Origin of the sequence: Salegentibacter lacus (assembly GCF_020164555.1) — a bacterium.
Classification (GTDB): domain Bacteria; phylum Bacteroidota; class Bacteroidia; order Flavobacteriales; family Flavobacteriaceae; genus Salegentibacter; species Salegentibacter lacus.
In genome coordinates this window covers 38,330-61,781 of the sequence record NZ_JAIQZB010000013.1, presented here as the reverse complement: position 1 = coordinate 61,781, position 23,452 = coordinate 38,330, and the positions used below count along the sequence as shown (strand labels likewise).

The following is a 23,452-nucleotide window of genomic DNA, read 5'->3' as shown; positions in this document are numbered from 1 at the left end:
TAAATTTAGTATAGTAAATCACTTTAAAAACTAACTTTTTACTCGATATATATCTGGTGCTCTGAGGCCTGCCCGTATCATTCACACGGGCTTGCCTCGAAATTAAATAGTTGATCCACTATGATACCTTGTGGTCTTTATTTCAGGTAGTTATATAACAGGTAAGAAAGATTTTTATTCAAATGCAAGACTTAATAAGGCAAAGAAAGAGAGTGGGAGTGGTGGTCCTTACCTTTAACCGAATTTCACTTTTAAAAATTGGTCTTTGTAAAATTTTAAATCAATCAGCACTACCTGTTGAAATACTGGTGGTGGATAATGCCTCTTGGGATGGAACTTCGGACTATCTAAGCGCTAATAAAAACATTACAAATTTGCGATTAGAAGAAAATTCTGGACCTGCCGGTGGCTTCTACTACGGGATTAAATACTTCGCCGAGAAGAAAAATGTAGATTATTTATGGTTGATGGATGACGATTTTTTTCCGAAAAATGATTGTTTGGAAGAATTGTTAAAAGTTGCTACTCCCCATGCCTTGTATTTTCCGTATATAAGGGAAAAAGATTTTAAATCAAAAAAAGATCCCGGGTGGTGGGGTGTTCTTCTTCCCATAGAAATAGTAGATAAAGTTAAGTATCCTAATAAAGATTTATTTTTTTGGGGTGAAGATACTGAGTATTTGAAGCACCGTATTAATGAGGTTTATAAATTTAGCTCTCAATGGGTTGCTTCAGCCAAAGGGGTTCATTTCACAAAAAGGGATAAAAACTCCCGTCCTCCCTGGCGTTATTATTATGAAGCTAGAAACAATATTTATGTGCGGGTATTTATTAGAAAAACATCCCTGAGTATGCCGGTTAGAATATATAAAGCATTTAAAGCCTGGTCTTTTCTCTTAGGAGGAATTCTTCTTTATGAGAATAACAAATCAGAAAAAATGAAATTCTTTTTGCTCGGCACTTTTCACGGAATTTTTAAAAAACTAGGTAAAGTAATAGATCCGGGAAAAGATGTTAAATAGACACCCCGTGTTTAAATTACAGTCAGTTTATAAATAGTCTTAATATATTTTAAAACTCTTGGTAACAGTATAGAATGGATTAACTTTGACAATTGCCAAACATTTTAGTAATTAAATACGGGAAAGCCTTTTTGTAAAGATTAAGTGAAATTTGCCTGTAAATTTGAGAAGGAGTATAATACATAGAGAAATTCAAGAAATTGGTGAATATGAAAATAAGGGAAGCTAATCATACGGATATACCGGGGATTTTAGAAGTTTTAAAAGCCAGTCTGGGAGAAACTTCTTCAAAAAAAACCAGAGATATTTGGAGCTTTAAGCATATTGAAAACCCTTTTGGAGAATCATTAGTCCTTTTAGCTGAAGAAAATGATGATATAATTGGTGTTAGGGCCTTTATGCGTTGGCAGTGGCAACTGGAAGAGAATGTTTTTTCAGCCTTTAGGGCAGTAGATACAGCTACTCATCCCGCACACCAGGGGAAGGGGATTTTCAAAAGACTTACCTTAAAAGCTTTAGAGCTGGGAAAAGAAAGAGGAGATCATTTTGTATTCAATACACCCAATGAACAAAGCAAACCCGGTTATCTTAAAATGGGATGGAAGGAAGTAGACAAGTTACATACGCAAATTATACCTGTATTTCCTTTTTTTTGGAATTCAAATTCGATTCAAAAGGATCCAAAAAACAAACCCAATCTCAATATAAATTTATTAGAGTTGTGGAATAGTAAATTAAAAAATACATCAAATTTATTTACGCCTAAAACTAAAGACTATCTTAACTGGCGCTATATAAATAATCCATTACAGGCTTACAGAGTAGAATCAACTAAAAATTATTTTTTAGCCGCATATGTAAAGCAACATAAAACTTTTAAAGAATTACGAATTTCAGAACTAATTCTGGTAGATCCTGAATATATAAAGGCTTGCCAGTTAGTTATTAAGAAATGGGCGAAGCATTATGGGGTGCATTTTATTAGTTTAAATTTTCCGGTTGGTCAAAACATTTTTAAGTTAAAAGCTTCCGGTAATTTTGGTCCGGTTTTAACCTTTAAAAACTTAGAAAGTTGTAGAATAGACAATAAGTTTCATAATATAGAGAACTGGGCTTATAGTTTAGGAGATCTTGAACTTTTTTAAATGATAGGAGCATTAGTTTTAATATTATTTTTATTTGCTCTTAATCAGGGTTTATTTAACTCTTTTTCAAAAAAGCATAAATGGTTTTCAAAGAAACTGATGAATACTCTTTTTTTGTATCATCTTTTTTTCTTTGGAGTATATTATACCTATGCGGCCTTTAACCCCTCCGATTCTAAAGCCTATTACGCGAGACCTCAGTTTAATGATGACTGGTTTTCTTTCTTTGGAACGAGTACTACCTTTATTGATTTTCTATCCTGGCCATTTATTAATATCCTTGGTTTTAGCTATGAGATGATGATGGTTCTCTTTTCATGGCTGGGGTATTTGGGCTTCATTTATGCCTATATGTTCTTTCGGGAAAATATACCTGTTAAGATTAAGGTTTTTAAGAATTTTGATTTTCTGATACTAACACTCTTTCTGCCTAATATGCATTTTTGGACTGCCTCTTTAGGCAAGGGTGCACCAATTTTTTTAGGTTTAATGATGTTTGCTTATGCTATTAAGAATCCTAAGTCGAGGCTTATAACTCTAATATTAGGATCGGCAATAATTTACTTTATTAGACCTCATGTTTTTTTATTTGTTGCTGCCGGCACTGTTTTAGGCTACATGACAGGAAAAGAAAAAATTTCCTTTGGAAAAAAACTAATGATGTATGTTGGCATGATTGGTGGATTAATCCTGGTGCAGGATCAAATTTTAGGAATGGCAGGCCTTGAAGATTCCGAAAATCTTGTATCAGATTTTGAAAGTTTTTCAGACGATCGTTCACAAGGTCTTAGTGAATCGGGTTCCGGAGTTGCTATCTCAGATTATCCTTTACCATTAAAACTTTTTACTTTTTGGTTTAGGCCATTATTTTTTGATGCTCCGGGAGTATTGGGATTAATTGTTTCGGTGGAGAACCTCCTTTATTTGTTGCTATTTGCCAAGATCTTTAAAAAGGATTTTATTTCCTTTATAAAGAACTCTCCTGTTTCTGTTAAGATGAGCCTGGTAGTTTTCTTTCTTTCCTCGTTTGCATTAACTTTTGTAATGTCTAACCTGGGAATAATTATGAGACAGAAATCCATGGTTATGTATTTTCTGTTTTTTGTGATTTACTATTATCTGGCACAGAAAAAATATGATAAGATTATCAAGTTAAAAAAAAGAAGGAAAGGGATGGAAAGGAAAGGGATGGAAAGAAGAAGGTTAGTTAATTCTTGATTCGTTAATTGGTGATTTGAGCTTGGCTAATTTCAATTTTCAGTTCTCGAATGTGTGTTTGGTTGTTTAGGGTTTGTGGTCTGGTGTTTATTCGTTAAATGGATCTCGATAGCTGTCGGGGGGGTAAACTTGAAAAATTGCCACGCTCTTTCATCCAATGACGGTATTGTTAGATATCATATCGTCATTTCGATTTCCCGACGCGAGGAGGAGGGATGTATCGAGAAGTGACGTGGATTTACAACTTCTAATGGGGCTCGATACAAATTTATTTCGCTTAGGCTCAATTATCGCCACTGGCGATTGTGGATTTGTTAATTTATATTTAGTTTTAAAATATTAAGAAGAAATGGAAAATGGATCTTTAGTTATTTCCTTAGATTTTGAATTATTGTGGGGAGTTTTTGATAAGGTTGATTATAAACAAAAACAAGATTATTTTCAAAATACACGTAAGTTAATTCCCGCTATTCTTCAGCTTTTTGAAAAATATGAAGTAAACTGTACCTGGGCAACGGTAGGAATGCTTTTTAATAGCGATTGGGATGAGTGGAACGCAAATATTCCAGATTATCTACCCAATTATGAGAATGAGAACCTTTCAGCATATAAATATGGCAAGTCTATTCAGTCTAAAGAAACTGAAAAGTTATGTTTTGCACCAGAATTAATCAAGAGTATTATAAATACTAAAGGCCAGGAATTGGGTACCCATACTTATTCTCATTATTATTGCTTGGAGCCGGGACAGGATGCTTTAGCGTTTCAGGCAGATCTCCATAAAGCCTCAGAATTGGCTTCTAAATTTAGGCTTGATTTAAAGTCTTTAGTTTTTCCGAGAAATCAGTATAACGCAGCATACCTTGAAATTTGCAAAAAAAATGGAATTAATACGGTAAGAACAAATCCTAAAAATTGGTATTGGCAGGATACCCAAAAAGACGGTCTATTTCAAAAAATATTTAGAACTGGAGATGCTTATTTTGGTCTACAGGATAAAACCTATAAGTCTTCAGCGATACATAAGTTTTCTACCCAAACCACCGGTCAAATGGCCAGTAGATTGTTGAGGCCCTATTCCGGTAAAAAAGTTTTTGACAGCTTAAAAATAAAAAGAATTTATAGGGAAATGGATTATGCGGCACGAAATAAAGAAATTTATCATTTGTGGTGGCATCCACATAATTTCGGGAATAATTCAGCCGAAAATTTAAGGGAACTTGAGCAGCTCCTTGGTATTTATAAAAAACTAAAAAATAAGTATGCTATGCAGTCATTAAATATGAATCAATTAAAACCAGGTGGTTTTAAGATATAAGCTTAAAAAGTTAAAAAGCTTAATTACTTTTCTTCTTTCTGTATAGTAAGTAAAGACCATTTTTGCATAATTATTAGCCCGCACCTTAAAGTACCTGGATAGTTTTTTATTCTTTTTACGTTTATAATATTGAGATAAGTAACTATAGGTATTAAATTTTGATTTTAATTGAAGAGGTCTTTCTATCGAGCTCCACATTGCTCGTGAGTGTATCCTATAAAAGCTGGGCTTTATATCTGAAAGATATTTTCCGTCGCCATAATTTCCTAATAAACTCATCCAGAAATTGTCACCATTAAATGTTTTTGTGAACTCCAGGGGGATGTCGTCTATTAAGTTTCTAAAACACCAGGTGGAAATAGGGGGCTGAATAAGTGCATGCTGTAATTCGGTAGATGTAAAATCCCTTTCACTTATTTCTATATCTTCTTTTTTGGAAATATTTTCCCCTTTTTCATCTATTAGATTCACTTCATGATAAGTAAAACTGGTTTTAGGATTAGCGAGTAAATAATCTACCTGTTTCTGAAGTTTATATTCATCGGTCCATACATCGTCACCATCACAATAGGCTATAAATTCCCCTCTACTGGAAAATAGGTTGTATAGCGAATTAAATATTCCGGTTGGTTTTGAAGCAATACTAATATTATTCTCACGGTGATGCAGAAATAATCTAATTTTTTCGGGATATTTTTTAGCGTAGTCAATACAAATTTCCCTGGTCCCATCTAATGAGTCATCATCCCCAAGTAGCAGCTCATATTTAAAATTAGTTTTCTGGGAAAGAATGGCATCCAGACTTTTTTCTATAAAAAGTGCCTGGTTATAAGTTTGAATACATACACTAACTAGCGGAGGTTGTTGAATTTTACCGGGGTATTCAAAAACCTTTTTTTTTTCAAATAGAATTTTAAACTGGGAAAAGTTCATTAAATGATTTAATTGTAATAAACTATTTTTATCAGCCAGTAAAGATAGTATAAAATTATACCTTTGTTTGAATAATACCCCTTTAGTATGCTGCTTAAGCAATTTGTTAGAAAACAATTCAGCTATCTGCTGTTTTTTTATTCTTATCTTAAATGGAGAGTATTTCTAAGTTTTTTTCTAAGTTTTTTTACAGGTATATTAGATGGGTTGGGGCTTGCCCTTTTTATTCCACTTTTGCAAATAGTATTAAGTGAAAAGGAACAACCCGAAATACCGGGAAGTCATTTCTTAGATAAAATATTTTTTGATTGGTTAGGATTGGAAACAGAACTCTTAGATGTTTTTATGTTTATTTTCTTGTTGTTTAGTTTAAAAGGAATGGTAAAGTTCCTGGATGCTTACCTTAGAGTAGTATGGCAACAAAAAATGATGCGTAACATAAGGTTTAATAGTATCTCTCTTTTTAGTAATTATAAATATCCATCATTTGTAAGTCTTGATGCCGGAAGGGTACAAAATACCCTTGGGGGTGATGTGGCAAAAATAAGTGTGGCGTATAAATTTTATTTTAAGACTGTTAATTTTTTTGTTTTAGTACTGGCCTATTTCTCATTATCACTTGGGGTAGATTGGAAATTTACGCTATTGGTGCTAATGGGAGGTTTAATTATAAGTCTTTTTTCTAAATTTCTATATAGAAGAACTAAATATTTTTCCAGAAAACTTGTCGTAGAGACCAATTACTATCATAAATTATTGTTGGAAAATATAAATCTTTTTAAGTATCTAAAAGCCACAGGGCTAATCGAATCGTATGTAAATAAATTGAGGTTAAGTATTCTTAAAATGGAAAAGGTACAACAGCGATTGGGAATAGTAGATGCAGCCCTTTTTGGTATTAGAGAACCATTAATAATAATCGTTATTTTTGGTGCTATTTTGCTTTATGTTGAATTTTTTAATCAGGAAATTACAAGTGTATTATTAAGCTTACTTTTCATTTACAGGGCTTTCTCGTTTTTTATGGCTTCTCAACAACAATGGAATTTATTTTTGGGTAATTCAGGTAGTCTGGAAAATTTAAAAAGCTTTGATAAAGTATTGCAAAAAGATCAGGAAAATTATGGGGGCAAGAAAGTAATTAAAAAACTGAAACATGGTTTAACCTTAAAAAATGTTAGTTTTAGTTATAAAATTAATCAGGACCAGACTTTAAAAGATATATCGATAAGTATTAGAAAGAACAGCAGCGTTGCTATAGTTGGACCCAGTGGCTCTGGTAAAACCACATTGATAAATATTTTAACCGGATTATTAACGCCTGCAAGAGGAGATTTTTATGTAGATGATATTAATTTTAAGGAAATAGATCATAGATCTTACAGAAATCTATTAGGATACATAGTCCAGGATGCTACAATTTTTAATGATAGTGTATTTAATAATGTAAGTTTCTGGGAAGAAAAAAATGAATCGAACCTTATAAAATTTTATGAGGCCGTTAAGCAGGCGAATATATATGATTTTATTTTAGGTTTACCCGAAAATGAAGATACGCTTCTAGGAGTAAACGGGGTAAACATTAGCGGAGGGCAAAAACAAAGAATATCTATTGCCCGGGAACTTTATAAAAATGCTGAAATCTTATTGATGGATGAAGCCACCTCCTCTCTTGACACACAAACAGAATTTGAAATTCAAAAAAATATTGATGATTTAAAAGGAAATTATACCTTTATTATTATAGCGCACCGATTAACTACTGTAAAAAATGCCGATATGATTATTTTGTTAGAAGATGGCGAAATCAAGGCAACCGGAAGCTACGGCGAATTACTGATGTCTTCGAAATCATTTAGAAAAATGGTTGAATTACAGGAATTATAAAATGGAGAAACAATCAATAACTAATAAGCTGATAATTCTAGACTGTACTCTGCGTGATGGAGGTTATTATACTAATTGGGATTTTGATGAAAGTTTAGTAGATAATTATCTTTCAGCGATGAATAAATTACCTATAGACATTATTGAAATAGGTTATAAATCCCCTCCAAAAGAAAACTATGCCGGCGGTCATTTTTATTTACCAGATTTTTTAATTGAGAGAATTAAGAAACAGACTAAAAAGGATCTTGCGATAATATTAAATGAAAAAGATGTTCGTACGCATGAAGTTGAAGACCTTTTAACACCCTGTATAGAGAAAGTTAAATTGATTCGCCTTGCTGTTGCTCCCCAAAACTTTTTAAGAGGTATAGAATTGGCAGATAGGGTGAAAAATCTTGGTTTTGAGGTTGCTTTTAATTTGATGTATGCCAGCAAATGGGAGACTGAATTTCCAAAAAAGCAGCAACTTGAATTATTGAATAAAACATGTGATTATTTTTATGTGGTCGATTCTTATGGTGGGCTTTTCCCTCAGGATATAAAAACCATTTTTAACTACCTGAAATCAGGACTCACTATACCTCTTGGTTTTCACGGGCATAATAACCTCGAAATGGCCCTTGCTAATTCCTTAGAAGCTATCAATTGTGGAGTTCAGATTATCGATGCTACCATAGATGGAATGGGAAGAGGAGCTGGAAATCTTAAAACGGAATTGTTACTAAGTGTCTTGTACCAACGAGGAACATTGGAAATAGATTTTGATATTTTAATAAAAATAGTAGAACACTTTTTGAAACTAAAACCAAAATACAACTGGGGTACCAACCTTGCCTATATGGTTTCAGGTAGTTTTTCTCTCCCTCAGAATAAGGTAATGGAACAGGTTAACAAAAGATATTTTTCATTAAATGATATTGTACGAGAAGTCACGGCAGAGATTGATCATGTTAATAAAAAGTTGTCAATAGAGGTGTTTAAGCCTACCACCTCTTATTCTAATGTTTTAATAATTGGTGGTGGGGAGTCGGCAGAAATTCATAAGGCCGCTATTCATAGTTTTTTAAAAAGCGAACCCGAGATTCCTATAATTTTCGCCAGTTCAAAAAACTCTATAATATTCAGGGGCATAAAAAATCCACAGATTCATTTAATTCCGGGTAAGGAGTTACAGCGACTTAAAGATTATTTATCACCAGAGGAGATTAAGAATCGTTCATTGGTCGGGCCACCTTCTTTTGAAATCTTTGAAGATTTTACGGATCTTAAATTTTTTAAATTATCTGCAGAAGAAAATTATCATTTTCCTGGCTCAGTAACCGAATATTGTTTAAAAGTGGCAAAAGCTTTTAAAGCTGAGAGAATTTACCTAATTGGCTATGATGGTTATGGTAATTTATTTAATAAAGCTCAAAAAGAATTGTTTGAAGAAAATGAGATTGTTTTTAAGCATTATCTTGCAGAGGATTTTAAAATTAAAGCGATTACTCCTTCTGAATACAATATTGAAAACTCTTCAATTTATTCCTTTTTTTAATGAAATATTCCATTTTTATACCCGTAAGAAAAGGAAGTAAACGTGTTATTAAAAAGAATACTCGTGCTTTTGCTGGAATTAGCGGAGGACTGTTGTTTTTAAAATTAAGTCAGTTAATGAACCTGCCAGAAAATTTTGAACTAATAATTTCCACCAATGATAAAGCCTGTTTTGAGATTACTAAAAACTTTCAGAATAAAATAAAGAACTTGAAAATAATTGATAGGCCTAATACATTGGGTAAATCAAATACGCCTTTGGGCGAACTTATTAAGCACGCTGGAGAGGTGTGTTCCGGAGATGCTATTTTATGGACTCATGTTACTTCTCCCTTTTGCAATGCAAAGGAGTATTTAGAGGCAATTAAAAAATATGAAGATGGTTTAGGAAAAAATTATGATTCTTTGATATCAGGAAGAGATTATAAAGAATTCCTTCTTGATAAGAATTCGGGAAAAATTGTGAATAATAACACGAAATTGCCTTGGCCAAGAACTCAGGATTTATCGGAGTGGTTTGAAATAAATAACGCAATATTCTTAACTTCTCATAAAAATTTTAAAAATGGCAATAGAACCGGATCAAGACCAATTTTATACACTCAAAATAAGATGGTTTCTTTGGACATAGATTATGAAGAAGATTTTAAGATAGCAGAAGCAATTTATGAGAGATTTTATAGATAAGTCGGTATTATTATGGGATTTCGACGGGGTTATTTTAGATTCTATGCCTATAAGAGAATACGGATTTAAAAAAGTTCTGGAGAAATATCCAAATAATGAAGTTGAGGAGCTTTTAGACTTCCATGAGGAAAATGCAGGATTATCACGATATGTGAAATTTCGATATTTCTTTAAAGAAATAAGAAACGAAGCATTAAGCGAAGAAAAATTGAGTAGACTTACTGATAGTTATTCAGAAATAATGAGAGAAAAGCTGTGTTTAAGAAAAAACTTGATTTCAGAAACTATCAATTATATAAAGAAGAATAGGCATAATTATACTATGCATATCGTTTCTGGATCAGATGAAAATGAGTTAAGTTATTTATGCAATCAATTAAGTATATCTCAATATTTTAAAAGCATAGAAGGATCCCCAACCCCAAAAATAGAACTGGTAAGAAATTTGATTGAAAAATTTAATTATACCCCGAAAGAGCTTTGTCTAATTGGAGACTCTAAAAATGATTTGGAGGCTGCTGAATCAAATAAAATTGATTTCTTTGGGTATAATAATAAGTCCCTTATGGATAAGGGCAAAAATTATATAATTTCATTTCCTTGAAGCTAATTAAATCTTTTTATGCCGTTATTTTAATGTTATTATCCTTAAGGATCTTTAGCATTAAAAAGAATTTTAAAAATAAACGTGTAGCCATAGTGGGAGCTGCTGATTCGGTTTTTGATAAAAAAAGTGGGGGTGTTATAGATTCGTATGATATTGTAATTAGAATCAATAAAGCAGCCCAGGTTTGGGATGAGAAACAATCAGATTATTTGGGGACTAAATTTACTTTTCTGTTTCATAGTTTTTTTGAAAATAATTATAGTGGAGGGGGACCTATAGATTTAAAAAGATTTGAGGATTTGGGGATTCAAAAAATAATACATCCAAATTCTGATATTAAAGGGTTAATAGCCCATCTTAATTTTTATAAAAGGCATTTAAAGTGTGTAAAGACGTATATATTCTCTCCTTTATTATATAATAAAATTACTAAATCTTTGTTCGGGTTTCAACCAACCGTTGGATTTTCCACTGTTTACAGTGTATTAAATACCGAATGTAAAGAGGTATATTTGACTGGTTTCACCTTCTTTAAAACTCCTTATGTACAAGGATATAGGGATGAACTTGGAGATAAAAAGATTAATGATGAGCATATTAGAAAACAAGGGATTCATAATCCTGAGATGGAATTTAAAGTTTTTAAAGCTTTGCTACAGAAATCTAAAAGTCGAAAAATAATCCTGGATTCCAGATTGCAAAAACTGATAGAATAATTATGCGGATACTTTTTTATACAACATCATACTTTGCAAAACACGGCGGTAGTATTCAATCTATAGAATTGCATAAACATTTAAAAGAGTTTCCTGTTATTGAGGCTATTGAGGTATTTCCAAAAGTACATGAGAGAATAGCAGTTGACCGGAATATGAAAATTAATTTTAGGGATAATTTAAGAAATTTTGGGTTTCTGCAAGCTTTCTCCTTTTTTAGAAGAAACAAATTTTATTTAAAGGCTTTAAGCACAAAAATTAAGAAATTTAAACCCGATGTGGTTTTAATAAGGGTTGATTCCAACTTTCTTCAAATAGGTTATTTACGAAAAAAATTTCCCGATCTAATTATCTGTGCGCAAATTAACGGTTCCCCTTTTGATGAAAGTTATAAAAATATAGCTTTCAAAAAGTATTTTCTTAAACTCCAATACAAAGCTTATCTAAAGACTGATCTTAATATTTTTATTTCTGAATATTCAAGAAAAAATATAATGGGACCATGTTTTAAAGATGATAATAATATTGTTATTCATAATGGAACGAATGTTTCTAAGTTTTATCCTATTTCGAATAAAAAAGATTTACGTGCAAATTTAGGTTATCCCGAGAATGCTTTTATTTTTGGGTATATAGGCACTTTGGACCATCATAAAAAAATGGGAATTTTATTGAATTCTTTTTATGATTTACAGAAAAAATATGAAAATTTATTTCTAGTTATAATTGGAGATGGGCCAGCATTTAAAAAAATTAAGAAAAGTATTGATCTTCTGTCATTAGGTAGTAAAACTAGTTTGTCTGGTTGGTTAAATCATAAGGACATTAATGAGCATATAAATTGTTTTGATGTAGCTATTCATCATTATGCAAATCCTTATATGAATCCTTTAAAAATTTTTGAATATCTCTCTGCAGGTTTACCTGTTATAGCACCCGATATTCCATCTGTCAGAAATTCCTTTAAAGTGGGGGAAGATTTATTAATTACTATGGCTAATGAAGACTCTTTGATGTCTAAAATGGAAGCTATAATGAATAATCCAGTACTAAAGTCTCAATTAAGCAATAAACAGGATTTAATTAAAAAAGTGGAAAATAATTTTACCTGGCATAAGTATGCAGAGAGAATATTAACAAGCATACAGCGAATTCAAAGAAGAAGTTAAGCCATCTTAGTTTATAATAAATAGTAAATATTACTTCACAAAAGCAAATCAATCCTGTGCCCAAAAAACTCATCCGCATAACCACCATCCCACTATCCCTGGAAAAACTACTGGAAGGGCAGCTTACTTATATGAACCAGTATTACGAGGTTACCGCCGTAGCTGCTGAGAAAGAGCGTTTAGAGAAATATGGCAAAAAAAATGGGGTGCAAACTTTTTGGGTAGAAATGACCAGGGCAATTACCCCAGTACAGGATTTAAAAGCAGTTTGGAAACTTTATAACTTCTTTAAAAGAGAAAAACCTGAGATTGTTCATACGCATACACCAAAAGCAGGTATTGTTGGAATGTTGGCAGCGAAGATGGCCGGGGTGCCATTACGATTACACACAGTGGCGGGATTGCCTCTGTTGGAAACTACTGGAAACAAACGAAAAGTTTTAAATGCGGTTGAAAAGTTTACTTATAAATTAGCAACTAAAGTTTATCCCAATTCAAGGGGGCTACAAGATATTATTCTTGAGGAAGGATTTGCAAATCAATCTAAACTAAAAGTTCTAGGTAAAGGAAGCTCCAATGGAATAGACACAGGTTATTTTAGCCCTTCCCAATTTGATGAAACCCAAAAGAGAAATAAAAGACAATCGCTAGGCATTCCCCAGGAAGATTTTATCTTCATTTTTATTGGGAGATTAGTTAGTGAAAAAGGTATAAATGAATTGATTGAGGCTTTTAAAAAGTTACAGAAACAAAATCAAAATACTTCCCTGCTTTTGGTGGGGCCATTTGAGAAAGAACTGGATCCTTTAAAAGAAGAGACTTTCAAAGCCATAAAGGATCACGAAAAGATCTTTACTACCGACTATCAGGAAGATGTTCGGCCTTATTTAGCTATCTCAAACGCGCTGGCATTTCCCAGCTATCGGGAAGGTTTTCCGAATGTGGTAATGCAGGCCGGGGCAATGAACTTACCTGCAATCGTTAGCGATATTAATGGTTGTAACGAGATTATTGTTGAAGGCGTTAATGGGGTTGTAATTCCGGCAAAGAATACTTCAGCTCTTTTTACCGCCATGGAGTTGTTTGTTGAGAATGAAAATTATACCAAAAGGCTATCAACTAATGCTCGTGAAGAGATCTGTAAATACTACGAACGAAAGGAATTTTGGCAAATTTTGTTAAAGGAGTACAAAAGCTTAGAACGGGAATATATAAAATCTTAGTTTTGCAATGCCAATTTTTGCAATAATAATTTCCCGAACTCATCTATGTACAGGCACTTTTTTAAAAATTTATTGGATTTTTTTATTGCTTTTACGGCATTATTAGTGCTTAGTCCGTTATTAATTCCAATCATAGTTTTACTAGCTTTGGCGAATCGCGGAAAACCCTTTTTCTTTCAGAAAAGACCGGGTAAAGATGGGCGAATTTTCAATATCATCAAGTTCAAAACAATGACTGATGATAAGGACGATAATGGAAATTTGCACCCGGATGAAAAAAGATTAACCGCGGTCGGTAAATTTGTAAGGAAAACGTCTATAGATGAGATACCACAATTAATCAATGTATTAAAGGGAGATATGAGTTTAATTGGACCAAGGCCTTTACTTCCCCAATATTTGCCCTTATATTCTGAAAGGCAGAAAAAGCGACACGAGGTGAAACCGGGAATTACCGGTTGGGCCCAGGTTAATGGAAGAAACGCGATTAGCTGGACTAAAAAATTTGAGTATGATGTGTGGTATGTAGAAAACCTATCTTTTGGTTTAGATGTAAGTATCATCTTTAAAACAATTAAAAAGGTTGTTATTTCTGAAGGAATAAATACCGCCAATATGGCGACTACGGAAGCATTTAATGGGAAAAATTGAAATGAATATTTACGGAGCAAGTGGTCACGGAAAGGTTGTCTTTGATATTCTAAGTAGTAAGAATATTCAAGTTGATTCCATTTTTGATGATAATGAAGAAATTGAAGAATTTCTCGGATTTAAAGTAACTCACGAACCTAATGAGCATCAACTTCAAACCCCTTCTGTTTTGGCTATTGGTAACAATACAATAAGAAAACAAGTAGCCCGGAGATTTATCGGTTTAATATCTGAAGCGGTAAGTCATTCTTCAGCAATAATCTCTAAAGATATAGAGCTTGGAGAGGGTAGCGTTGTGATGCCGGGAGCTATAATTAATTCGGGTTCCGTATTAGGTAAACATTGCATTATAAATTCTGGAGCGGTTGTTGAACACGACGTTCGGCTTGAAGATTTTGTGCACATAGCGCCCAATGCTGTGTTAACCGGAAATGTAAGTGTTGGGGAAGGTACACAGGTTGGAACTGGTGCTTCAATTATCCCCGGAATAAAAATAGGTAAATGGGCCTCAGTGGGCGCAGGCGCTGTAATTATTGAAGACGTACCAGATTTTGCCGTAGTTGTTGGCAACCCTGGAAAAATTATAAAATACTTAAATGAATAAAGATAAAATTTGGTTATCATCTCCCCACATGGGCGGAAATGAGCAAAAATTCGTCAATGAGGCTTTTGAGGAAAACTGGGTGGCGCCGTTAGGTCCCAATGTTAACGGATTTGAAGAAGATATAAAAAACTATTTATTTAATGATTCCTCGAAAGAAGGAGCCGTGGCTGCTTTAAGTTCAGGAACTGCTGCTTTGCATCTGGCTTTAATAATGTTAGGAGTAAAAGCAGGAGATGAAGTGCTTTGCCAAAGTATGACTTTTGCCGCTTCCGCTAATCCTATTGCTTATTTAGGGGCTACGCCGGTGTTTATTGATAGTGAAGAAGAAACTTTAAACCTTTGTCCTAATCAGCTAAGAATAGCTATTGAAGATAGAATTTCGAAAGGAAAAAAACCAAAAGCAATAATTGCCGTACATTTATATGGCATGCCATATCAAGTAGATAAAATAAATGAAATAGCCCGGGAATTTGAAATTCCTGTGATAGAGGATGCTGCCGAAGCTCTAGGAAGCACTTATAAAGGTGAGAAGTGTGGAACTTTTGCAGACTATGCTATACTTTCTTTTAACGGAAACAAGATTATTACAACTTCCGGGGGGGGAGCTTTAGTGACTAAATCTCAGGCGGATAAAGAAAAAGCGGTTTTTTTAGCAACTCAAGCTAGAGACGCAGCACCGCATTATCAGCATAGTGAAATAGGCTATAATTATCGGCTAAGTAATATTTCAGCTGGAATTGGACGTGGACAAATGGAAGCGCTGGATAAACGAGTAGATGCAAGAAGACAAATGCACGATTTTTATGTAGATTTGTTTTCTGATATAGAAGGAGTTGAGGTTTTTAATGCTCCTAATAAAGATTATTTCGCCAATCACTGGTTAAGTGTAGTTACTCTTGATGAAGAAAAGACCGGCGGAATAAATAGGGAAAATTTACGTTTACACCTTGAAAAACTAAATATAGAAAGCAGACCTCTATGGAAACCAATGCATATGCAACCGGTTTTTGAAAATGCTCCTTTTTATGGAACAGGGGTTGCAGAACAATTATTTGAAAACGGTCTCTGTTTACCTTCGGGGTCTAATTTGACCAAGGAAGAGCAAACCCGAATTAAAACCGGAATTTTATCCTGTTTCAATAAACAGAAGTAAATAAAATTATGGGGAACAAAGTTAATAATGCATTAAGGAATATACTTTCGGGCACCGATAATGCTTTGGATTTGAGAAATATTAAATATCTTCCCAGATGGGCTGTGTATTTAATAGACCTTTCTTTAGTGGCCATTTCTACCTTGTTCACTGTTTTAATTATAGTAGATCTTACTCCTAATTACTATACCGTTCTTAGTTTTTACGACAAGGCATTTATTGTAATAGCAGTGCATATTTTTTACTTCTATGTCTTTAAAACTTATGCAGGGATTATCAGGTATTCTTCTAATATTGATGCCCTAAAGCTACTACTTGCCACTATTAGTTCCTTTCTCACCTTATTAATTATAAATTATATCAGTTATTTTGTTATAGCTGAAAAGTTGTTTTTGGTAGGTGGATTACTGATTAATCTTTGTATTTCTTTTTCTCTACTTTTTCTCTTTAGATTAGGTGTGAAACAGATTTACGAATATTTCAAATTAGTTAGTAGGGATGAAGATATTTTGAACGCAGTTATTCTTGGAGCCGATGAAAATGCTATTTCTATTGCAGGTGCTTTGGATATCGAAATTCCAAGGAGGTTTAAAATAGTTGGTTTCCTAACTAATGAAAGGCATAATAAAAGTATCAGATTGCTGGATAAGCCGGTAATTAATTATTCAGCTCAAATTCATAAGGCAGTTGAATCGGTTAATGCGGAAGCCATTATTCTTTCAGAAAATAATTTTACAGCTGAAGAGAAATTCGCATTTGTGGAAGACTGCTTAGAAAATAATATAAAGGTTTTTAACGCGCCTATTATTTCAACCTGGGGTGAAGACACTCAGCCTATTGCCAAAAAAGTAAAATCACTTCAAATCGAAGACCTTTTAGAACGCGAACCCATCAGGCTTAATCCCGAAAACAAGATCGAACAATTAACCGGAAAAACTATTTTGGTAACCGGGGGAGCTGGCTCTATTGGTAGCGAAATAGTAAGACAGGTCGCGAAATATAATCCGAAGAAATTAATAATTCTAGACCAGGCTGAAACTCCTTTACACAGTTTAAGCCTTGAGGTGAATGCTAAGTTTCCAGAGCTTAGTTGTAAGTTTATTATTTGCGATGTTGGTAACCTTAAGCGTTTGGAGCTGATGTTCCAAAATCAGTCGATTGACGTAGTTTATCACGCAGCAGCTTACAAGCACGTTCCTTTAATGGAGGAGAATCCACATGAAGCCGTTTTTGTAAATATTCAGGGAACTAAAAATCTGGCAGATCTTTCATTGAAGTATAAAGCTTCACATTTTGTAATGGTCTCAACCGATAAAGCGGTGAATCCGAGTAATGTAATGGGAGCTTCCAAAAGAGCTGCTGAAATGTACGTGCAGTCACTTTATCATTCAAGTATTAAAGAAAATCCGGAAACCACAAAATTTATTACCACCCGTTTTGGGAATGTTTTAGGCTCGAATGGTTCCGTAGTGCCATTGTTTAAAAAGCAGATTGAAAAAGGCGGTCCGGTCACTATAACACATCCCGATATTATTAGGTATTTTATGACTATCCCGGAGGCCTGTCAGCTGGTTTTAGAAGCTGGTGCAATGGGCAAGGGAGGAGAGATTTTTATTTTTGATATGGGCGAACCGGTGAAAATTATGGATTTAGCAATAAAAATGATTAAACTTGCCGGTTACGATCCAAATAAAAATATTAAAGTAAAAATTACGGGACTAAGACCTGGGGAAAAACTTTATGAAGAATTGCTAAATGATGAATGTAAAACCCTACCAACACATCATAAGAAAATAATGATAGGCCAGGAGGTGGTTAGAGATTATGAGCATATTAGTGACAGAATAGAAAGTATTATCAAATCAGCGAACTCTTTCAAAGCCGATAAGATGGTTAAAAAATTAAAAATTCTTATTCCGGAGTTTAAGAGTAATAATTCATTATTCGAAAGTTTGGATAATAAAGAAGAAGTAATAAGTAAATAAAAATAACTGCATGTTTAAATCAATTAGGAAACTTGGATTGTTTCTTATTTCGAGTCTAATAATATCAAGTTGTGCCACCAAAGATGATGTGGTTTATTTTAATAATTCTGAAAGCCTTGAAGGAAAGGAAAACCTTTTGGATTATGAACCAAGAATTGAAGCTAATGATGTACTAAGAATTAATGTTTCCTCTTCTTCAGTAAATGAAGAAATTGTTGCTCCCTTTCAAATGAATCAACAAGGAGGTCAATCTGGCGGGGGTGGAGGCCAAAATCTTTCTTTAACCGGTTATTTGGTGAGTCCACAAGGAACTATAAACTTCCCTGTTCTTGGAACGGTAGAAGTAGAAGGCCTTAGCAGAACTGAAATACAACATAAGCTGCAAGAACAAATTACGGAATATGTTCGGGACCCTGTAGTTGATGTTAGAATTGTAAATTTTAGTGTTACTGTTTTAGGAGAAATAGGTTCTCCGGGTAGAAAGCAAATTACAGATGGAAGAATTACGATGCCTGAATTGATTGCAATTAGTGGAGATATAACTTATAATGGGAAACGTGAAAATATTAAGATAATCAGGGAAGTTGACGGCGTTAAAACAGTAGGGTATATTGATATGACCGAATCAGATCTATTTGATAGCCCGTTTTATTATCTAAAACAAAATGATTTAGTCTATGTTGAACCTACTTACAGAACGGTTAAATCAGCGGGGTTTTTTAGCAGTTACCAGGGGATAATTTCAGTCGGCACCACAATTATTAGTCTTTACTTTTTAATTAATAGTCTTTAAATGGATGAATTAAACGATTTCACTGAAGAGAGGGAAGAATCGACTTTTGATTTGAAGGCAGAACTTTTCAAATATCTTACGTATTGGAAATGGATTTTTCTGGGTTTTCTTATTGGAGGTTTAATAGCTTATCTATATAATAGGTATACTATACCTAAATATAATACTGAAGCTACGATGATGATCGTGGATGATCAGGAGAAAAATGCAATGAACGCCACCCCTTCCGGGGGCGGAGCTATTTTTTCTCTGGAAGATGATGGTATTCAAAACCATATCGAAAAATTAAAGTCCAAACAATTAGTAGAAAGTGTTGTAGATGAACTGGACCATAATATCAGTTACTTTATTGAGGGTAATGTAATTACGGTAGAGGCGTACAAATCAAGTCCTGTTCTAATTGAATTCATTACTCCCGATAGTATTATTCATTTTACCTCAAAAAATTTAAAAGTTACTCCGACTTCAGATATTGCCTTTAAACTCGAAGAGGAAGCAAGTGGTTATTCAGAAAGTCACAATATTGGTGAACTAATCAAATTGGATAATATTCAATTCACTATTTTACCAAAATCAGGTGAAGAAGAAGGAACTTTTAGAAAAACCAGTTCTGTAAATATAAAAATTCAGCCCTTGAGACAGGTGGCTGCTGATTATATTTCAAAACTGCAAATTGCTCAAAAAGGACAGGCCAAAGATATACTCGCTTTAAGTTTAGTTCAACCAACTCCAGAAGAATCTGAGGACTTCCTTAATAAATTGATGGAACGTTTTAATGAAGAAGGGGTAAAGGATAAGCAGGAGGTAGCTGAGAATACTACTCAATTTATCCAGGATAGGCTTGAAATGATTACCACAGAATTGGATTCAGTAGAAGTAGGTATAGCCGAATTTAAACGAGAGAATCGTTTAATGGATATTTCTAGTGGTGCATCAGAATTTCAATCAAAATTTTCTGCAGCCGAACAGGAAATTTTTACTCTTGAAACAGAGCTTTCTCTTCTTGAATCTATTGAAGAGGTTCTAAGAAATCAGGGTAATTATGAATTATTACCAGAGGTAGGAATAAGCGAGGGTGGAGTTTCTGGTTTAATAAATTCATATAATACGCTTGTGATGGAGCGTAATATGTATTTGAAAGCAGGAACTGAAAAAAATCCTCTCGTAGAAACTATAACTGAACAACTTGATAGTTTACGGGAAAATCTTTATGAAAATATTGAAAGTACAAGGCGTTCCTTAAATGTACGGTTAAGGGAACTTAATCAACGGGAAAATGTTGCCCAGGGGCAATTTAGCAACTTTCCCGGTTTAGAGAAGGGGATGAGGAGCATTGAGCGGCAACAACAAATAAAGGAGCAACTTTATTTATTCCTGCTACAAAGAAGGGAAGAAGCAGCAATTTCCTTTGCTGCAACTGCTTCTGTAGCCCGTGTAATTGATGCGGCTTTTACCAACAATGCACCGGTAGATCCAAAACCCTGGTTAATTTTAGTTGGTGGATTTATTATTGGGTTAATTATTCCAATTCTTATAATTTTTCTAAAAAATATGTTGGACACTAAAGTGCATCATAAAGGAGAATTGCAGAGCTTAACTAAACATGTACCGTTTATAGGGGAAGTTCCTAGGATTACGGGAGAACAAAGTGAGCAGATAGAACTAAATGATCGCTCCCCATTAGCGGAGTCTTTTAGAATCCTGAGAACTAACCTTGCTTATTTGATTCAAAATAAAAATAAAGATCGGGGCGAAGTAATTTTTATTACTTCCACAATTAAAGGTGAGGGAAAAACTTTTATTTCTTACAATATGGCTAGAACATTAGGCAGCACGGGGAAAAAAGTACTTTTAATTGGAGCAGATATTAGAAATCCGAAATTACATAGGTATGCCGATGTTGCTATGGGAGAGAAGGGACTGTCCGACTACCTATATGATTTTGAAGTAACGGAAAATCAAATAATTTCAAAAGATCAAAGTGGAAGTATAAAAATTGATATGGCCCTTTCAGGGCCGATTCCTCCTAATCCCGCTGAATTACTAATGAATGATCGTATGGAGCAGCTTATTAAATACGCTTCCAAAATATATGATTATGTTCTTGTAGATACAGCGCCTACGATGATTGTAACTGATACCTTACTTATAAGTCCTTTGGCTGATACAACTCTCTATGTTGTTCGTGCTGATTTGACCGATAAGAAAATGCTAGATTTCCCTAAAGAACTTAAGCAACAGGGGAAGATTAAAAGCCCAGCCATTATTTTAAACGATGTGGATTACTCGAAGTTTTCTTATGGAGCTAAATACGGTTATTCCTATGGATATGGTTATGGCTATGGAGTGGATAGAGAATCCCGCTGGCAACGAATAAAGAATAGAATGACGGGAAAGAAATCATAATCTCTTATCATTTTGCCGTCAAGCTGAACTTGTTTCAGCTTCTAACTTGTTTTGATTATCCATATCTTAGATTCTGAAACAAGTTCAAAATGATGATTTAAAAAACTTTTAGACAGCCTCAAGGAAAATCACACAATTTTCTCAATCGTCAGGTCGAGTTGCGTTATTTGAGTCTTAAGCGAAAATAACGCAGTATCGAGACCCGTTAGAAGTTAAAATGAAGAATCAAACAAACAAAGCTTTGGATTTTTCTATTACCGGCTCAATAACGTTAAGCTGTTTTTTCTTAAGCTTTATATTCCCAATTTTTTCAAGATGTTCCATACGGTGGGCGTCGCTACTAATAAAATCGATCATCCCGTTTTCCAGGAGTTGGAAGGCAGTTTTCTGCATACTAATTCCGTAGTGAGGAGTAAGTGACAACATATTTAGCTGAAAATGACATCCGCGTGCTTTTAGATCTTCATATTTACTAAGATTACTTCCATGATAAAAAGCATAACGCTCGGGATGGGCTAAAATAGGTTTTAGGTTTCTATTCTGGATTTTAAATAAAATTTCAGCTAAGTTAATAGGTGCCTGGAAATAAGACATTTCAACTAAAACATAATTATCTACCACGTTTAAAACATTCTCATTTTCCAGTTGATCTATTAAAAACTGATCCATCATATATTCTCCCGCAGCTTTTATTGAGTTTCCGTCAGGTAAATTCTTTTCCACTTGTTCCAGAGCAGGGAGAATGGTTTCCGGAATATTAGGGTAAAACTCCCCCATTACGTGAGGGCTTGCTACAAAATTAGTTACTCCAAATTCATTAAACTTCTTTATCATCGCTATAGACTCCTCAACACTTTTAGCCCCATCGTCTATTCCAGGTAATAAGTGATTGTGGAAATCGGTAAAACCGTCCAGTAAATCGGCTAAAAATATTTTTTTCTGAAAAATGGATAGCATTTCTAAGTTTTAGAAGCATAAAATTACATATTTTTAAATCAAATTAAGCATATTTAAATCTCTTACAGCCTACTTATGAAACAACGATTACTTACTATTTTATTTATTTTGTTTTTCTTATCGGTTAATGCCCAACAAATAGATTTTCGGGGCAATTTAAATACCACCGGCTTAATATATAATGATGAAAATTCGCCTTTTTGGTTACATACCAATCAAAGAGGAAGAATAGATGAACTAACCAATTTTTCTGGCTTTATAAATGCTTCAGGAATCTATAGATTTTCAGAAAATGCTAGTGTAGAGGTAGGAGTGGGAGCACTTTATCAGGATGGTTATGCGGACAAACTGCAGTTAGATGAAGCCTATCTAGCTTTTAATAACTCCTGGCTGGGAATTGTTGCTGGACGCAAACAGCGCAAGGAATTATATCGTGGTTTAAGTGTGACTAATCAAAGTATTTTATGGTCTTTGAATGCGAGACCACTTCCGGGAATCAGACTTTTTACCAATCGACCAATATTTTTTAAGAATAATCGCGGACTCGGTTTTGAAGCTTCGTTGGAAGAATATTTTATGGATGATGAGCGATATGTAGAGAACACTAGGCTTCATCATAAAAGTTTTCATTTAGTTTATAAATTTTCACCTCGTTTCCAAATTTCTGCAGGATTAAGGCATTTTGTTCAGTGGGGTGGTACTCATCCCGAATTTGGTGATTTACCTTCAGATTTTGAAGCTTACAGCAGAGCGGTAACCGGAAGAGGAGTAGGAGATGATGCCGGCGACGGAGTTTCAGAACAGGAAATTAACGGATTAGGAAACCATTTAGGTAGTTACGAGATCAATATCAAAACCATTTTGGCCGGTTATAATGTTGAAGTTATCTACAATCATTTATTCGAAGACGGCTCGGGAAGCCTTCTTAGAAATACACCCGATGGTCGGTATGGGATTTTTATAGAAGATCCTGCGGCTCCGGTAGATTCCTGGTTTCAGGCGGTGATGTATGAGTTTTATTATACCAAAAACCAGAGTAAAAATACCCCAACTACCGATGGGGAAGATAATTACTTCAATAATAATCTATACCGTTCCGGTTGGACTTACGAAAATCGGGTGCTTGGTCTACCATTCATTACATTGGGGCCTGATCGATTTCGAATAAACAACAACAAAATTCTTGCGCATCATATCGGTTTAAGCGGGATGGCTTTTAAGAAAGTTCCCTATAGATTTCTGGGGAGTTTTAGAAAAAACTATGGTGGAAAAGGTAGTAGCAATACAAATGGAAAACACGTGCTTTCTACCTATCTTGACTTGAATCTCTTGCAAAACATTGTTAATCTCAATCTTCAGTTGGGGACTGATTTTAGTGAAATTGACGGACCTAATTTTGGTGCCGGGATTTCTATTTCTAAATCCTTTTTATAATAAAT

Annotated in this window: 20 protein-coding genes; 18 read left to right on the top strand and 2 right to left on the bottom strand. The window is 34.0% G+C overall.

Features of this window, described 5'->3' with window-relative positions; genetic code table 11:
• Positions 1-182: 182 nt before the first annotated feature.
• From LB465_RS11885 to LB465_RS11870, 4 genes are all read left to right on the top strand, one after another.
• Positions 183-1,022, top strand: a complete 840-nt coding sequence (locus LB465_RS11885; protein WP_224470085.1) for a glycosyltransferase family 2 protein — start codon at positions 183-185, stop codon at positions 1,020-1,022.
• 209 nt (positions 1,023-1,231) lie between these two features.
• Positions 1,232-2,167, top strand: coding sequence for a GNAT family N-acetyltransferase (locus LB465_RS11880; protein ID WP_224470084.1), 936 nt, complete (start codon positions 1,232-1,234; stop codon positions 2,165-2,167).
• 99 nt (positions 2,168-2,266) lie between these two features.
• Positions 2,267-3,385 (top strand): hypothetical protein, encoded by a 1,119-nt coding sequence (locus LB465_RS11875; protein ID WP_224470083.1) that lies wholly within the window; start codon positions 2,267-2,269, stop codon positions 3,383-3,385.
• 349 nt (positions 3,386-3,734) lie between these two features.
• Entirely contained in the window at positions 3,735-4,703 is a 969-nt protein-coding gene (locus tag LB465_RS11870) for a polysaccharide deacetylase family protein (RefSeq protein ID WP_224470082.1), read from the top strand.
• On the opposite strand, the gene LB465_RS11865 is transcribed toward LB465_RS11870, so the two are convergent.
• Positions 4,677-5,636 (bottom strand): glycosyltransferase, encoded by a 960-nt coding sequence (locus LB465_RS11865; protein WP_224470081.1) that lies wholly within the window; start codon positions 5,634-5,636, stop codon positions 4,677-4,679. The two genes, LB465_RS11870 and LB465_RS11865, sit on opposite strands and share 27 nt — an antisense overlap.
• Positions 5,637-5,723: 87 nt before the next feature.
• Between LB465_RS11865 and LB465_RS11860 the strand changes: the two genes are divergently transcribed.
• The 13 genes from LB465_RS11860 to LB465_RS11800 are packed head-to-tail and all read left to right on the top strand — an operon-like array spanning position 5,724 to position 21,056.
• Complete coding sequence (locus LB465_RS11860; RefSeq protein WP_224470080.1) at positions 5,724-7,523, top strand: ABC transporter ATP-binding protein; 1,800 nt, start codon at positions 5,724-5,726, stop codon at positions 7,521-7,523.
• A gap of 1 nt (position 7,524) precedes the next feature.
• Positions 7,525-9,063 carry an aldolase catalytic domain-containing protein gene (locus LB465_RS11855; protein WP_224470079.1) on the top strand — a complete coding sequence of 513 codons (1,539 nt, stop codon included), beginning with the start codon at positions 7,525-7,527 and terminating at the stop codon, positions 9,061-9,063.
• Complete coding sequence (locus LB465_RS11850) at positions 9,063-9,749, top strand: acylneuraminate cytidylyltransferase family protein (protein ID WP_224470078.1); 687 nt, start codon at positions 9,063-9,065, stop codon at positions 9,747-9,749. The genes LB465_RS11855 and LB465_RS11850 overlap by 1 nt, the downstream gene beginning before the upstream one ends.
• Positions 9,730-10,353, top strand: a complete 624-nt coding sequence (locus tag LB465_RS11845; RefSeq protein WP_224470077.1) for an HAD family hydrolase — start codon at positions 9,730-9,732, stop codon at positions 10,351-10,353. The genes LB465_RS11850 and LB465_RS11845 overlap by 20 nt, the downstream gene beginning before the upstream one ends.
• Positions 10,350-11,072: a glycosyltransferase family 29 protein gene (locus LB465_RS11840; RefSeq protein ID WP_224470076.1), complete on the top strand. Its 723-nt coding sequence runs from the start codon at positions 10,350-10,352 to the stop codon at positions 11,070-11,072. The genes LB465_RS11845 and LB465_RS11840 overlap by 4 nt, the downstream gene beginning before the upstream one ends.
• Positions 11,073-11,074: 2 nt before the next feature.
• Positions 11,075-12,241, top strand: coding sequence for a glycosyltransferase family 4 protein (locus tag LB465_RS11835; RefSeq protein ID WP_224470075.1), 1,167 nt, complete (start codon positions 11,075-11,077; stop codon positions 12,239-12,241).
• 56 nt (positions 12,242-12,297) lie between these two features.
• Positions 12,298-13,464 carry a glycosyltransferase family 4 protein gene (locus LB465_RS11830; protein WP_224470074.1) on the top strand — a complete coding sequence of 389 codons (1,167 nt, stop codon included), beginning with the start codon at positions 12,298-12,300 and terminating at the stop codon, positions 13,462-13,464.
• 45 nt (positions 13,465-13,509) lie between these two features.
• Positions 13,510-14,115 (top strand): sugar transferase, encoded by a 606-nt coding sequence (locus LB465_RS11825; protein ID WP_224470073.1) that lies wholly within the window; start codon positions 13,510-13,512, stop codon positions 14,113-14,115.
• Between the two features lies 1 nt (position 14,116).
• Positions 14,117-14,719, top strand: coding sequence for an acetyltransferase (locus LB465_RS11820; RefSeq protein WP_224470072.1), 603 nt, complete (start codon positions 14,117-14,119; stop codon positions 14,717-14,719).
• Positions 14,712-15,872: a DegT/DnrJ/EryC1/StrS family aminotransferase gene (locus tag LB465_RS11815; protein ID WP_224470071.1), complete on the top strand. Its 1,161-nt coding sequence runs from the start codon at positions 14,712-14,714 to the stop codon at positions 15,870-15,872. Before LB465_RS11820 ends, LB465_RS11815 begins: the two co-directional genes overlap by 8 nt.
• 8 nt (positions 15,873-15,880) lie before the next feature.
• A complete protein-coding gene (locus tag LB465_RS11810; RefSeq protein WP_224470070.1) occupies positions 15,881-17,857 on the top strand; it encodes a polysaccharide biosynthesis protein in 1,977 nt (658 codons plus the stop codon).
• A 10-nt stretch (positions 17,858-17,867) separates the two neighbouring features.
• Positions 17,868-18,650 carry a polysaccharide biosynthesis/export family protein gene (locus LB465_RS11805; RefSeq protein WP_224470069.1) on the top strand — a complete coding sequence of 261 codons (783 nt, stop codon included), beginning with the start codon at positions 17,868-17,870 and terminating at the stop codon, positions 18,648-18,650.
• Entirely contained in the window at positions 18,651-21,056 is a 2,406-nt protein-coding gene (locus tag LB465_RS11800) for a GumC family protein (protein ID WP_224470068.1), read from the top strand.
• 225 nt (positions 21,057-21,281) lie between these two features.
• Here LB465_RS11800 and LB465_RS11795 read toward each other — a convergent pair whose 3' ends face one another.
• Positions 21,282-22,013 carry a tyrosine-protein phosphatase gene (locus tag LB465_RS11795; RefSeq protein WP_224470067.1) on the bottom strand — a complete coding sequence of 244 codons (732 nt, stop codon included), beginning with the start codon at positions 22,011-22,013 and terminating at the stop codon, positions 21,282-21,284.
• Positions 22,014-22,088: 75 nt separating this feature from the next.
• Here LB465_RS11795 and LB465_RS11790 point away from each other — a divergent pair, with 75 nt between their 5' ends.
• Positions 22,089-23,447: a capsule assembly Wzi family protein gene (locus LB465_RS11790; RefSeq protein ID WP_224470066.1), complete on the top strand. Its 1,359-nt coding sequence runs from the start codon at positions 22,089-22,091 to the stop codon at positions 23,445-23,447.
• Positions 23,448-23,452: the final 5 nt, after the last annotated feature.

Coding starts and splice junctions, on each gene's coding strand:
- LB465_RS11885 (WP_224470085.1), top strand. CDS start 183: ATGCAAGACTTAATAAGGCAAAGAAAGAGAGTGGGAGTGGTGGTCCTT.
- LB465_RS11880 (WP_224470084.1), top strand. CDS start 1,232: ATGAAAATAAGGGAAGCTAATCATACGGATATACCGGGGATTTTAGAA.
- LB465_RS11875 (WP_224470083.1), top strand. CDS start 2,267: ATGAATACTCTTTTTTTGTATCATCTTTTTTTCTTTGGAGTATATTAT.
- LB465_RS11870 (WP_224470082.1), top strand. CDS start 3,735: ATGGAAAATGGATCTTTAGTTATTTCCTTAGATTTTGAATTATTGTGG.
- LB465_RS11865 (WP_224470081.1), bottom strand. CDS start 5,636: ATGAACTTTTCCCAGTTTAAAATTCTATTTGAAAAAAAAAAGGTTTTT.
- LB465_RS11860 (WP_224470080.1), top strand. CDS start 5,724: ATGCTGCTTAAGCAATTTGTTAGAAAACAATTCAGCTATCTGCTGTTT.
- LB465_RS11855 (WP_224470079.1), top strand. CDS start 7,525: ATGGAGAAACAATCAATAACTAATAAGCTGATAATTCTAGACTGTACT.
- LB465_RS11850 (WP_224470078.1), top strand. CDS start 9,063: ATGAAATATTCCATTTTTATACCCGTAAGAAAAGGAAGTAAACGTGTT.
- LB465_RS11845 (WP_224470077.1), top strand. CDS start 9,730: ATGAGAGATTTTATAGATAAGTCGGTATTATTATGGGATTTCGACGGG.
- LB465_RS11835 (WP_224470075.1), top strand. CDS start 11,075: ATGCGGATACTTTTTTATACAACATCATACTTTGCAAAACACGGCGGT.
- LB465_RS11825 (WP_224470073.1), top strand. CDS start 13,510: ATGTACAGGCACTTTTTTAAAAATTTATTGGATTTTTTTATTGCTTTT.
- LB465_RS11820 (WP_224470072.1), top strand. CDS start 14,117: ATGAATATTTACGGAGCAAGTGGTCACGGAAAGGTTGTCTTTGATATT.
- LB465_RS11815 (WP_224470071.1), top strand. CDS start 14,712: ATGAATAAAGATAAAATTTGGTTATCATCTCCCCACATGGGCGGAAAT.
- LB465_RS11810 (WP_224470070.1), top strand. CDS start 15,881: ATGGGGAACAAAGTTAATAATGCATTAAGGAATATACTTTCGGGCACC.
- LB465_RS11805 (WP_224470069.1), top strand. CDS start 17,868: ATGTTTAAATCAATTAGGAAACTTGGATTGTTTCTTATTTCGAGTCTA.
- LB465_RS11800 (WP_224470068.1), top strand. CDS start 18,651: ATGGATGAATTAAACGATTTCACTGAAGAGAGGGAAGAATCGACTTTT.
- LB465_RS11795 (WP_224470067.1), bottom strand. CDS start 22,013: ATGCTATCCATTTTTCAGAAAAAAATATTTTTAGCCGATTTACTGGAC.
- LB465_RS11790 (WP_224470066.1), top strand. CDS start 22,089: ATGAAACAACGATTACTTACTATTTTATTTATTTTGTTTTTCTTATCG.